Below are 13,727 nucleotides of genomic sequence, written 5' to 3' on the forward strand. Positions count from 1 at the left end.
GAGGTAGAGCGTTCAGAAGGGACTATTGCGTATTTTGCTAATCCAGTAGGCAAAGGCGATACAGTCTATTGGGGGGGGTCTGTCGCAAACTTTGAGCCTTTAAGTTAAGATTTGCTTAATTTCTATTCATGATACTGATTCTTAATGTTTAAAGGCTGCCACTTTCCCTCTGAAGTTATTCTCGAAACCGTACGTTATTATCTCGCCTATAAACTCAGTTATCGTGAAATTGAAGAGATACAATTAGAGCGCGGAGTCGTTGTGGATCACGCGACTATTAATCGTTGGGTTATCAAATTTACACCAGTATTGGAGCATAGAGCGAGGCGTAGAAAGAAGCCGGTTTCTGACTCGTGGCGTATGGATGAAACCTACATCAAAATAAAGGGGAAGTGGGTCTACTATTACCGAGCCGTCGATAAATTTGGAAATGTGGTCGATTATTATCTTAGTCAGAACCGTGATGAGGCCGCTGCTAAAGCCTTTCTGAATAAGGCCATTGCACAAAATGGCTTACCAAGCAAAGTCGTCATAGATGGAAGTAAGAGTAACTACGCGGCCATTGATTCGATGAATGTTCAGCTTTGGTTGACGGGTTATTTTATGCTCTCACTGGTAGAGATTTTGGACATTAAATATCTGAACAATATCGTTGAGCAGAGCCACCGTTGGGTGAAGCAGAAAACACGTCAAGCACTCGGTTGGAAGTCAACGGAAGGAGCTTTGTCCAGTTTGCATGGGCGGGAAGTGTGGACGATGTTGAAACAAGATCAGATAGATATTGAAGGCCAGACGGCCTTTGAGCGATTCTACGCACTCGCAGTATAATTGTATCTGTCGCAAATCTAGTTAGAAGTGTGACAGAACCGTTACTTTTATCTGCATCCGCTCTTTGATAACAGCTTTCAGATCTGACTGCTCTTGCTGCATGCGTTCGCATACCAGCTCCAGTGAATCGATGATGGTTGTCATTATGCCCTCTTCGTGCCTTATCTATTTGTAGACACAATAAGACACTAAAGAGGATAATTAAACCATCAATGCGTTCATTTTCTTGGTAATGGTTTATAATCGAGTTTGTAATTATGTATTATTTGAATCTACTTTTTATTATTAGTTTTTACCAATTGGTTTAGTTGTCCAAGGTAGCCCCACCATCTACTCGTAAGTCATGCATGGTAATATGGCTTGCTGCTTTTGAAAGCAAAAACAAAATAGCGTTGGCAATATCTTCAGGTTGAGCTAGCTTGGCGAGAGGGATTCCCAAGCGAAATTGATTTATATCTCCTTCAATTACTTCTTTTTCACCATAATTTTCAGTCCACAGCTGTCTTTGCATTGGAGTATCTGTTGAGCCTGGGCTAACTATGTTACATCGAATGCCAAACGGAGCTAGTTCAATACCCACACATTTTACCATCATATGTAGAGCCGATTTTGAGGCACCGTATGCACCAATAGATTGCCTTGGTGTATTTGCAGCATTTGATCCAACTATGACCATACTTCCAGAACCTTGAGTCTTCATTGTTTTCGCTATGGCTTGCATTAATGCGAGCACACCAAAAGTATTTACATCAAAAGTTTGTTTAATCGTAGACATAGATAATTCGTGTAAAGGACCGACATGTAACACCCCTGCACAGCAAACTAAATGATTAAATAGCTCTTTTTGTTGCCAAGCATCCACACTTTCTAGCACTTTTACTTGGTCTGCCAAATCTAACCAGTGGCATTCAAACTGCTTTGGGTATTCTTTGGCTAAGGCCTGAGTATTTTTTTCGAGCAATTTTAATTTATTGTCTGCAACAATTACTCTAGCGCCAGCCCGAAGTAAACTTTCTAATGTTGATAAACCAATTCCGGTCGCAGCACCAACTAGCAGTACTTTTTGATTATCTAATGACATCGTAATTTCCATTTTAAAGACCCTCCCCATCGCCGAGATTTAGGGAGGATTTCAAGTAAGTATTTTGTCTCTGGTGTTTAGGCTGGCTCTTGCTGATGAACGGTTTGGCCAGTCAAGGTTGCTTTCATTTGTTGGCCAATACTTACAACTTGCTTTGCGTTATAACGAGCTGTTTGATAAGTCACAATTAGGCGCAATGTCCGTTCATCACCAATAACGTTTTCCATTATTTCAAAGTGTAAACCAAACAACGATTTGTTCTTGTTTGGAAGGATTTGTTGATATGGAACCGGTATGTTATTCGGCGTTTGTAGAGAACCATATAGCGCATTGTCAGCATGGATTTGAGCATATACATCGAACAGTAATCCATTTTTTGGATCCAAACCTAGCTCTCGTTGTACCATATCAATAGGTACAGTTGCATGTGGCATTGAGTCATTGATGGTCATAGTTACATTCTCAATCAATTTGCCAAAAGATTGGTCCGGTTCAAATATAACTCGATGGGCAACCATGGTCGTGAAGTATCCTACTGAATCAAAATATTTCGCATCATCACGGCCCGATGCAGATGTTCCGATCACTAAGTCTTTTAAATTCCCTGCATTATGTAGAGCTTGTGCTATTGCAGAATACACAACGCTGAAGATAGATGAATTGTATTCTCTTGCTAGTGAGTGTACGGAGTGGTACGCGCTTGGACCTAAGTCAATTTCTATCCAATTGGCTTCAATCGGGTTTACTTCTGGCCCATTTTGATCTGGTTCTGTGCAGGTTAAGTTAAGGCCTGAAGTTGAGCCTCGTAAGTGGTTCACCCAGTAATTGATGTCCTCTTCAATTGGACCTCGATTTTTTTGGGCGAGTGCATAATCATGAATACTATAGGCTGATTTATCCCACTCAGGCTCTTGATTTTGACTGCGAGCTAAATATGCATCAGAAAGTTCGGACATCAAATTATTTAATGACCATTCATCAATAATCATATGATGGATTAGGAAAGATAAAACTTGCTGATTAGTTTTTCTATCTTTAAAAAATCGAATGCGAAGTGGTAACTCTTTCGATAAATCAAATACATAAGATGCTTCTGATTCTAGACTCGAGGTGCCTGATTCTGCGCTGCTCCAAAACCATGAGTACTGAATTAAGTCTTTCTCGTCAATAACCTGTTGTATGGAACCATCAGTACCCTCGTTAAATAAAGTTCTTAATCCTGTATGACGAATCAACAGGTCTGAAAAAGCGAGTTTAAATACTTCCTCGTCAACTTCAGCATCAAAGCGCATTGCAAACGGCAAATTAAAAATAGCACACTGGCCAGTTGCGAGGTGGGCGTTCCATAAAAAGCTTTGTGCAAATGACAATGGTAGCTTACTACCTATAGAGGTTGAACCGTGTGGGAGAGCCATATCTACTGGCTTATTGCATGACGACTTATCGGTTAGCGATACGCAGCGAGCGAGTGCTTGTGCGCTTGGTGATTTGAAAAAGTCATTAAAGCTGATTTCAATATCATGGTTATTCATTAAGTTACCAATGATTCTTGTTGCTAATAACGAGTGACCACCCATTTCAAAAAAATCATCACCTAACTCAACCTCGGGGTCATCAAGGCTGGCTCTGAATTCAGACAGTATTATTTGCTCGATGTTGTTATTGTTATTGTTATCAATTTTACTTATATCTAAGTATATTGGATTTAGCTTTGACTCAAAATTAAGGGTGTTTAAAAATTCATAATTAGACTCAATATTATTAATGATTGATTTATTTTTAAGGTGTAAGTCTAATATAGGATGTGTTGAGATTAGTAAGTATTTTTCTTTCCCTTCTTGTAAAATGTCCACCCCAAATGGCGGTTGGAAATCTGGATCCCAAAGGCGTAGTTTTATATCTGCTACCCGGTCTGATAGTTTTTCACCTTCTACCTGAGCAACATTTGTTAACCCCTCACTATCAACTGAGTGCCATTTCTCCAACTCAAATTCATCTGAGAATCGATAGCGCAGATTTAACTGTATGTCATTTAAAACTAACTTTTTTACAGCTTGTATAAGCTGTTCATTTTTACTATTTATATCAATAGTATAAGCGTCTACTGTCCATTCTATGCTTCTTGGATCTTGAAGCTGCTGTATCCATACCTCTTCTTCATGTTCACTAATTGACAGTAGGGTTTTAGGTTTACTTTTGACGTTGTTCATGTGAGTCCTGATTCTTATCTGAGGGTTTCTATGTTGTCGATCTTATTTTTATAAATTATGCGTTAATTTGCTTACGCATCAAGAGTAATAGTGATAGTATTGATTATCATTTAGATTTGCATTTTCCGTCAAGTTAATAATTTTATTAAGTTTAACGATGTATTTATAACTGTTGAGGCTCTGCTAAATCCCTGCTGTGACCCTAATTAATTTACATCTGTAGTAGCTCTAAAAATTTTGAGAGTTTAGTTGTGACCTTATTTTTTATTAAAAAGAAACATAGTTACCATTTTTTAGAATTCGACATTTTCATTATGGTAATTCTATTTTATGAGTACTTCATTCTATTTGCTTTTTCCCTGAATTTTGATGCGTCTCAATATTCCTACTATTTTGGAGAGCATTCTAAATGACTTTTCGTATGATTCTGGCGTTCTTTACTTTGTGCGCTACATCTCTTTTTTTTGGTGCGAACCAGATCGAGTGGTCATTATTACCGACGTTTAATGAGAAAGCTTGGTTGCCTATTATAGCCAGCAGGCTACCAAGGCTAGTTGCTCTGATTCTTACGGGGTCCGGCTTGGCGATGTGCGGCGTTATTCTCCAACACATCGTTAGAAATCGTTTTGTTGAACCTGGAACTACAGGCAGCCTTGATGCGGCTAAACTCGGTATTTTGGTTTCAATCGTGATGCTGCCATCATCAGACAAATTGGAACGTATGTTCTTTGCTGTCCTGTTTTGCTTTGCCGCTGGCTTGGTCTACATCGCTATAATACGTAAGGTTAAGTTCAGCAATACTGCGTTGGTTCCAGTGATTGGCTTGATGTTTGGTAGTGTACTCAGTGCACTTGCTGAATTTTACGCCTATCAAAACAATATTTTACAAAGTATGTCTGGCTGGTTGATGGGGGACTTCTCCAAAGTGGTCCAAGAGCATTATGAAATCATTTTTTTGATCTTGCCTATAACCTTGTTGACCTACCTCTATGCTCATAGATTTACAGTGATGGGGATGGGGGAAGATATAGCCTCCAATTTGGGCATCAGCTACGCCATGACCGCCGCATTAGGGTTGATACTCGTTTCAATCACGGTTGCAGTCACAGTAGTGACGGTGGGCGCCATTCATTTTGTTGGCTTAGTTATCCCTAACTTAGTGGCGCTAAAATACGGCGACCACCTCAAAAACACTTTACCTATTGTTGCATTGGGCGGTGCCTCGCTACTGATTTTTTGCGATGTCATTAGTCGGGTTGTGCTTTTTCCGTTTGAGGTACCAGTAGGTTTGACCGCAAGTGCCGTAGGTGGAGTTATGTTTCTTGCCTTTTTGCTTAAGGGAGCAAAAGCATGACATCACTCAACTTAAACTTACGAGTGAGTGTTGTACTCGTGATCCTGTTATCTATCGCTTTTATTTTCATTAATTCAGGGTTTGACCTTGAGTACATCATCCCAAGAAGGCTCATTAAACTCAGTGCGATCATAATCGGGGGAAGTTGTGTGGCTATCTCTGCTGTCATTTTTCAAGCCTTGGCCAGAAATCGCATATTGACGCCATCTATTATGGGTTACGAGTCCATTTATCTTGTATGGCAAGCTCTGCTCTTATTATTTGTTGGCACCTCTGGTAGTGCAGTTTTGGGTGTGGTAGGTAATTTTGTCGTATCAGCGGTACTCATTTTGTTGTACTCATTCGTTATTCAATTCTGGGTGCTCAAGCGATTTCAACATGATATTCATCAAGTGTTGTTGATTGGGTTTGTGCTGACCATGGTGCTGACAACGGTTGCTCAATTTATCCAGATTAGAATAAGTCCTGGAGAGTTCTCTATCTTCCAGGGGTTAAGTTACACCTCGTTTGAAAGAGCGAAGCCGTCCACACTTTTATTTGCTGGCACGGTGTTGAGTATTCTCGCCCTCTTTGCCAATAAATGGGTGAGTGAGCTAGACGTGATTGGGTTAGGACGAGATCAGGCAATGTCTTTAGGGCTCAACGATGCGCACTATATTCCTAAATACTTTTCTGTCATCGCAATTCTTGTGGCCATCTCTACTAGCTTAATTGGACCAACTGCGTTCATGGGGGTTTTCATTGCCAACATTGCTTATTCCATCACGGGTTCTCCGCAATACAGACACACCTTACCGGTTGCTTGCACCATCGCTATTGTGATGTTTTTAACTGCTCAATTGATGGTTGAACACTTTTTTAATTATAAAACAACAGTCTCTATTTTGGTCAACGTCCTTTGTGGCGGGTACTTCCTTATCATCACGATGAGAGCAAGAAGCCAGCTATAAAGTCTGTTCATCGCCTGTTTATTGGCAACTTACTGCAACATAAGGAAATCACCATGTTTAAGAGCACCCTAAATATTGCTGTCGCGATCGTCTGTAGCTCTCTTGTAACCTTAACGGGTTGCGAACCAAAAGTGGCTCAATCTCAAGTTATTCAACCATTAGAAACCCCCATCGTGATTGAACATAATCTAGGTCAAACCGTGATTTCAAATCGACCTCAGCGAGTGGCAGCTCTCGATATGAATGAAGTGGATTTCTTAGATCAGTTAAACGTACCTATTGCAGGTATGGTGAAAGATTTTGTACCCCACTTTTTGGCAAAGTATAAAAACACTCCTGACATTTCGGACCTTGGAGCAATTGTTCAACCCAACATGGAAAAAATCTATGCTCTTAAACCCGATCTAGTTTTGATGACCCCACTGCACGCCAATCAGTATGAAGAACTGTCTAAGCTCGCACCAACGGTACACTTTGATATTGATTTCCGTAACAGTCATGGGCATCACGTCGACATAATCAAACAGCACGTTATTGATCTCGGTGAAATCTTTAATAAACAAACACTCGCTCAAAAGAAAGTGGCTGAAATCGATGCCAAGGTCGATGAGGTTCAAGCCTTGACGGCCGAACGCTCAGAAAAAGCTTTAGTTGTGATGCATAACAATGGCTCTTTTAGCTCATTTGGTATCGAGTCTCGATATGGCTTTGTCTTCGATGTACTGGGTGTAAAACCTGCGAGTACTGAAATTGCAGCCAGTTTACATGGCCAGCCTATTTCCAGTGAATTTATTAATCAAGCCAACCCTGACATTCTTTACATCATTGATCGCACAGCGGTCATGGAAGGCAAGCCGGTTATTGATGCGGAACATTTGGCAAACCCTCTTCTTCGACAAACCAAAGCATGGAAAAACGGCAAAGTAATCTTTGTCGATGCTGACGCCTGGTACATCACTTCTGCCAGCATCACATCACTGAAAATCGTGATTGACGACATTATAAAAGGTTATCAGAGCTAGATTTCAAAACAATAAGCTAGACCAACGTAGTCCAGCAAAAAACCGTCACTGCTTTCCAGTGCGGATGTGAGCCAGCCTAAAACAGGATAAAAAGGAATCAACCATGACTCATCAGGTAGCGACCTGTCATAAAAAACAATCATTTAGTGGTAAACCAACTCTAAGTCGTATCGCTCTTTTGGTCGCGCTTCAGATCAGCGCGTCTGCATTGCCCATCAGTATCACTCACGCTGAAGAGCAGGCCGACGAATCTATCACCGTTTACGGCCAAGCCAATGAGGCGTATGCGGCAGGTAAAATCTCAAAGGCGAGCAGCATAGGGATGCTCGGCGATAAAGACTTCCTAGATACCCCATTTAATGCCATTGGGTACACAGACAAACACATTCAAGACCAACATGCACAAGATATATCCGATGTAATATCCGCGTCTGATCCTTCTGTTTTTACCAGTGGGGAAACCGGGTTAAACAAAGAAAGCTTTAAGATCCGAGGTTTCAGTTCGGATATTGGCGATGTTATGTTCAATGGTTTATATGGAATCGCTCCTTACTATCGTAGCTCTCCAGAGATGTACCAACGCATAGATGTACTGAAAGGCCCGGCTTCTTTGCTTAATGGTATGCCACCGAACGGTTCAGTTGGCGGTTCGATCAATTTGGTGACTAAACGAGCTCAAGAAGCACCAATCACATCCTTTACTGGCACTTATATGTCGGATTCTCAATTTGGCGGTCATATTGATATTGGTCGCCGTTTTGGTGAAAACGAACAATTTGGGGTTCGTTTTAATGGGGTTTTCAGAGATGGGGATGCGTCAGTTGATGGTCAAAGTCGTAAAGCGCAACTCGCATCGCTGAGCCTTGATTGGCGTAATGATATTGCGTTGATTGAAGCTGATTTATACTTTAGTACAGAGCGAGTTGATGGTGCAAATCGAGGTTTGAGCATAGCTTCTGGCGTTGACGTCCCGTCCCCCCCTTCGTCAGATACCTTACTCAGCCCTAGTTGGGCATACAATGACAGTGAAGATAAAGGCATGATGATTCGTGCTGAACTGGATTTGAGTAATTCCGTAACAGCTTACGGTGCTGTGGGTGCCAGTCGTACAGACTTTGATTCTAATGTACCACAAAGAGTTAAAATCATCGACGACAGCGGAACTCTTGAGGTGTCTCTTGGCTCCGTTAAGTTAGAAAGCAAACGCACTTCCGGTGAGGTAGGGATTCGTAGCAGTTTTGACACAGGGCCTATAGAGCATTATTTGGTGCTTAATAGTACCTACTTTAGAGAAGATAAAAATGATTCTCCGACAGGGAACAATAATCCTGAGTCCTGGAATCCTAATATATATAACCCAGTGTGGGGGCCTGAAGATTCCACATATGACAACTATTATGAATTACCGGTCGATTCCACACAGATCAGCTTTGGTGTAGCCGATACCTTATCTTTAGCTAATGGCAAATACCAACTCACATTAGGTTTACGTCATCAGAGTATTGATTACGAATCAGGTGTTACTTGGAATGGAAATGCTTTTCCTACCACAAAGCTTAAGGAAAGTACCTACACACCGGCTATTGCTGTGTTGTATAAAGTTTCTGACTCAGTTTCTCTTTACGGTAACTATGCCGAAGGCCTAACAAACGGAAAAACGGCAGGCTCGGGGGCCGCTAACGTGGGTGAAGCGTTTGAACCACAAAAAACCAAGCAAACAGAAGCCGGCTTAAAGCTCGATATGAACGACTTTGCTCATACTTTTAGCTTGTTTGAGATCAAAAAGCCCAACGGATACCAAGACCCAGACACTAACATTTACTCTTTTGGTGGCGAGCAACGTAATCGAGGTATTGAATGGGGGTTCTATGGTACGGTGTTAGAGGACTACACGCTGACTGGTGGTATCGCTTATACCGACGCAGAGATCACTAAAGCAACAGATGTCACGACTGAAGGAAAGCAAGCGACTAAGCTACCCGATCTTCAAGCTAAGTTAGCATTGGAATGGAACCTACCAGTGATGCGTCAACTTACTCTTATTGGTCAAGCAAATTACATGTCAGAGCAATATATTGATGCACAAAACACTCAATCACTGTCTGCACAGACTATTTTTGATTTAGGTGCTCGCTATAACTCTACCATCGCCAATCAAAGTGTCATTTGGCGTCTTGCGGTCAACAACGTAACCGATGAAGCATATTGGACTACCACCCATTACGCTAGCCTTGCGTTGGGTGCCCCTCGTACGGTGATGCTATCTGCTACAGCGGATTTTTAATCTCGGTCAATTTTGCCCTTGACCTTTCTGGTTAAGGGCATCGTCTTCCCCTTCCCCCCATTTGGCTTTTTATGAGAATTTAGAATGAATCAAAATGAACATCCCTTCGCTTTCCCTGAGACAAAATTACCTTTAACCTCCAATCAAAATTGGCAGTTATCAACCCAAAGACAGCGTACTGAAAAGAAATCGATTACCAATTTTACGTATCAGGAATTTGATTACGAAAACATTTCGAGGGATACATTAGAACGCTGCCTCACAACAATAATTAAGCATCACCCAATATTCGGAGCTAAGCTCAGTGACGACTTCTACCTCCATTTTCCGAGCAAAACTCACATTGAAACCTTTGCAGTTAATGACTTAAGTAATGCCTTAAAACAAGATATTGATAAACAGTTGGCCGATACGCGTTCTGCAGTAACGAAAAGCCGCTCACAAGCGATAATCTCTATCATGTTTAGTATATTGCCAAAAAACATAATCAGGCTTCATGTACGCTTCAACTCAGTTGTTGTAGATAATCCAAGTGTTACGCTTTTTTTTGAGCAGCTTACTCAGTTATTATCGGGAAGTCCCCTTTCTTTTTTAAATCAAGAACAGACTATCTCCGCATACAATCACAAAGTTAATAATGAGTTGCTTAGTGTTGATCTTGAGTCCGTAAGATGGAATGAATATATTCTAACACTACCTAGTTCAGCAAACCTTCCCACAATTTGTGAACCCGAAAAACTGGATGAAACCGATATCACTCGCAGGCGTGTGACACTGTCACAAAGGAAGTGGCAGCAGTTGGTTACTGTTAGCAAAAAACATAATGTCACACCGGAGATAACTCTTGCCAGTATATTTTCGACCGTTTTATCACTCTGGGGACATCAAAAATACCTCATGATGAGATTTGATATCACCAAAAGCGATGACTACACGGGCACCATAGGCCAGTTTACCGAACCTTTATTAGTGGGTATGTCCGGCTTTGAGCAGAGCTTTCTTTCTCTTGTTAAAAACAACCAAAAAAAGTTCGAAGAAGCTTATCATTATGACGTTAAAGTACCTGTTTTTCAGTGTGTTAATAAATTATCTAATATTTCGGATTCTCACCGTTATCCTGCTAATATCACTTTTTCTAGCGAGCTTTTAAACACAAACCATAGCAAAAAAGCTGTATGGGGATGTCGTCAATCAGCCAATACTTGGCTTTCTTTACATGCTGTAATCGAGCAAGAACAACTTGTCTTACAATGGGACAGCCAAGACGCAATCTTCCCAAAAGACATGATCAAAGATATGTTACATAGTTACACCGATTTATTAGACTTACTCAGCCAAAAAGATGTCAACTGGGCACAGCCTTTACCAACTTTGCTGCCAAAACATCAGGAGTCCATACGCAATAAAATAAATCAACAGGGAGACCTAGAACTAACTAAAGAACTCCTCCATCAGCGTTTTTTTAAAAACGTAGAGTCCACCCCTAATGCTCTTGCGATTATCCATGGACAAGAGTCATTAGATTATATAACTTTAGCAAGCTACGCCAAGAGTTGTGCGGGTGCACTAACCGAAGCTGGAGTAAAATCAGGAGACCGCGTTGCTGTCACTATGAATAAAGGCATTGGTCAAATAGTGGCAGTATTGGGAATATTATATGCTGGGGCTATTTATGTTCCTGTCTCTCTAGATCAACCACAAGAAAGGCGGGAAAGTATTTATCAAGGTGCTGGAATTAACGTTATTCTTATTAACGAATCAGATAGTAAAAATTCCCCTTCAAATGATCTTTTCTTTTTCCTTGACTGGCAAACAGCGATAAAGAGTGAGCCAATGCGTAGCCCTCAAGATGTCGCGCCAAGTCAACCAGCCTATATTATCTACACATCAGGCTCAACAGGAACCCCTAAGGGAGTGGTGATTTCTCACCAAGGCGCTCTTAATACATGTATCGCGATCAATCGACGTTATCAAATTGGGAAAAATGATCGAGTATTGGCTCTTTCAGCACTACATTTTGACCTTTCGGTATACGACATCTTTGGCCTACTTTCTGCCGGCGGCACTATCGTATTAGTCAGTGAGCTTGAAAGACGTGACCCGATTGCTTGGTGTCAAGCAATTGAGGAGCATAATGTCACCATGTGGAATAGCGTCCCAGCATTATTTGATATGTTATTAACTTACGCTACTTGCTTTAACTCTATCGCTCCCTCAAAACTCCGTTTAACCATGCTTTCGGGAGACTGGATTGGATTAGATTTACCGCAGCGTTATCGCAATTATCGTGTAGATGGCCAATTTATTGCGATGGGAGGAGCCACCGAAGCATCGATATGGTCAAACGTCTTTGACGTAGAGAAAGTTCCGATGGAGTGGCGCTCTATCCCTTATGGCTATCCTCTACCTAGACAACAATATCGAGTTGTCGATGACTTGGGGCGAGATTGCCCAGATTGGGTAGCTGGCGAACTTTGGATTGGTGGTGACGGTATCGCACTGGGGTATTTTAACGATGAATTGAAAACGCAAGCTCAGTTTTTACATATTGATGGCCATGCTTGGTATCGTACTGGTGACATGGGCTGTTATTGGCCAGATGGTACTCTTGAGTTCTTGGGGCGAAGAGACAAGCAGGTCAAAGTAGGAGGTTACAGAATTGAGTTGGGAGAAATCGAAGTTGCACTCAATAATATACCGGGGGTGCAGCGTGCGGTTGCTATCGCAGTGGGCAATAAAGACAAAACTCTAGCAGCATTCATCGTTATGGATTCGGAGCAAGCACCAATAGTTACAGCGCCGTTGGATGCAGAAGAAGTTCAACTTTTGTTGAACAAACAACTGCCTAACTACATGGTTCCCAAACGCATAATTTTCCTTGAAACCTTCCCCCTAACCGCTAATGGTAAAGTCGATCATAAAGCTCTAACTCGAATGACTAACCGAGAAAAGAAAACATCTCAAAGCATAAATAAACCTATTATTACTGCGAGTGAAGATAGAGTCGCCAAAATTTGGAATGACGTTCTTGGCCCTACAGAACTCTATAAATCGAGTGATTTCTTTTTGTCGGGAGGAGATGCATACAACGCAATAGAGGTAGTCAAACGTTGTCATAAAGCTGGCTATCTAATCAAGCTATCAATGTTGTACCGTTATTCTACGATTGAAGCTTTCGCTATTATCATGGACCGTTGTCGATTAGCACCTCAGGAAGAGGCTGAGTTATGAGCCCTTTAATCAAACTTGCAGCCTCTTCGAGGCTGCATGATGCAACTCATTATGTTTTATGCCCTTTTGCAGGAGGTGGTAGTGGTGCATTTAGACACTGGCGTACATTATCCCTTGAAAATGAAGTGATTTCGGTAATGCTTTATCCTGGTAGAGAATTTCGTATAGACGACCCAACAGTCATAAACATCGGCACATTAGCAGAAGAAATGATCCAAGCTTTAAAAACCTGTAATCAACGAATAGAAGATACGATCATTGTCGGTCATAGTATGGGCGCGCAAGTGGCGTATGAAGCAAGTAAAAAACTAGTAAATCAGGGGCTATTTCTGAAAGGGCTGATCATCTCTGGTTGTCAAGCTCCTCATATCAAAGGGCGAAGGTTACTAGGTGAATGCGATGATAAAACCTTTATTCATAATCTAGTCGAGATTGGAGGGTGTGATCCAAGTTTAGCTAAAAGTCCAGAGTGGTGGTCGATATTTCTGCCAGCTTTGAGGGCGGACTTTACGGCTACAGAACAGTATATTTTCACATCACTTCCAAATGATAAGGAAGGCCTTCCTATCCCAACTCTATTGATTTCAGGTGATCAAGATAGAGAAGCTAACTTTTCAGAAATAGAAGAGTGGAAACTTTGGTGTAATAAAGTCGTTGATCATTTAGTGGTCGAGGGCGGGCATTTCTATATAACAGAGCAACCTCAAATGATGCTTGAATGCATCCGGGCTTTATCAACCGAAACGACTGCCTAATACTAAGGTTCG

10 protein-coding genes are annotated in these 13,727 nt (G+C 41.4%); 7 read left to right on the plus strand and 3 right to left on the minus strand.

Going from position 1 to position 13,727, the window contains the following annotated elements; genetic code table 11:
• Positions 1-144: 144 nt before the first annotated feature.
• The gene (locus M4S28_RS25925; RefSeq protein ID WP_249633779.1) at positions 145-828 is read left to right on the plus strand and encodes an IS6 family transposase; all 684 of its coding nucleotides are present in this window, start codon (positions 145-147) and stop codon (positions 826-828) included.
• A gap of 21 nt (positions 829-849) precedes the next feature.
• Here M4S28_RS25925 and M4S28_RS26500 read toward each other — a convergent pair whose 3' ends face one another.
• From M4S28_RS26500 to M4S28_RS25935, 3 genes are all read right to left on the minus strand, one after another.
• Complete coding sequence (locus tag M4S28_RS26500; protein ID WP_283780503.1) at positions 850-972, minus strand: hypothetical protein; 123 nt, start codon at positions 970-972, stop codon at positions 850-852.
• Between the two features lie 160 nt (positions 973-1,132).
• Complete coding sequence (locus M4S28_RS25930; protein WP_102442279.1) at positions 1,133-1,909, minus strand: 2,3-dihydro-2,3-dihydroxybenzoate dehydrogenase; 777 nt, start codon at positions 1,907-1,909, stop codon at positions 1,133-1,135.
• Between the two features lie 77 nt (positions 1,910-1,986).
• Positions 1,987-4,119: a condensation domain-containing protein gene (locus tag M4S28_RS25935; RefSeq protein ID WP_249633868.1), complete on the minus strand. Its 2,133-nt coding sequence runs from the start codon at positions 4,117-4,119 to the stop codon at positions 1,987-1,989.
• 409 nt (positions 4,120-4,528) lie between these two features.
• On the opposite strand from M4S28_RS25935, the gene M4S28_RS25940 reads away from it, so the two are divergent.
• From M4S28_RS25940 to M4S28_RS25965, 6 genes are all read left to right on the plus strand, one after another.
• The gene (locus M4S28_RS25940; protein ID WP_011154635.1) at positions 4,529-5,473 is read left to right on the plus strand and encodes an ABC transporter permease; all 945 of its coding nucleotides are present in this window, start codon (positions 4,529-4,531) and stop codon (positions 5,471-5,473) included.
• Positions 5,470-6,423 carry an iron chelate uptake ABC transporter family permease subunit gene (locus M4S28_RS25945; protein ID WP_249633869.1) on the plus strand — a complete coding sequence of 318 codons (954 nt, stop codon included), beginning with the start codon at positions 5,470-5,472 and terminating at the stop codon, positions 6,421-6,423. The genes M4S28_RS25940 and M4S28_RS25945 overlap by 4 nt, the downstream gene beginning before the upstream one ends.
• 53 nt (positions 6,424-6,476) lie before the next feature.
• The gene (locus M4S28_RS25950) at positions 6,477-7,445 is read left to right on the plus strand and encodes a siderophore ABC transporter substrate-binding protein (protein WP_017094254.1); all 969 of its coding nucleotides are present in this window, start codon (positions 6,477-6,479) and stop codon (positions 7,443-7,445) included.
• Positions 7,446-7,548: 103 nt separating this feature from the next.
• Positions 7,549-9,729: a TonB-dependent receptor gene (locus tag M4S28_RS25955; RefSeq protein ID WP_249633870.1), complete on the plus strand. Its 2,181-nt coding sequence runs from the start codon at positions 7,549-7,551 to the stop codon at positions 9,727-9,729.
• Positions 9,730-9,813: 84 nt separating this feature from the next.
• On the plus strand, positions 9,814-12,960 hold the full coding sequence (locus M4S28_RS25960) for a non-ribosomal peptide synthetase (RefSeq protein WP_249633871.1): 3,147 nt from the start codon (positions 9,814-9,816) through the stop codon (positions 12,958-12,960).
• Positions 12,957-13,715, plus strand: a complete 759-nt coding sequence (locus M4S28_RS25965; RefSeq protein ID WP_249633872.1) for a thioesterase II family protein — start codon at positions 12,957-12,959, stop codon at positions 13,713-13,715. Before M4S28_RS25960 ends, M4S28_RS25965 begins: the two co-directional genes overlap by 4 nt.
• The last annotated feature ends 12 nt before the right edge of the window (positions 13,716-13,727 follow it).

It is taken from the genome of Vibrio sp. J383, assembly GCF_023503985.1.
In the GTDB taxonomy this organism is placed as follows: domain Bacteria; phylum Pseudomonadota; class Gammaproteobacteria; order Enterobacterales; family Vibrionaceae; genus Vibrio; species Vibrio splendidus.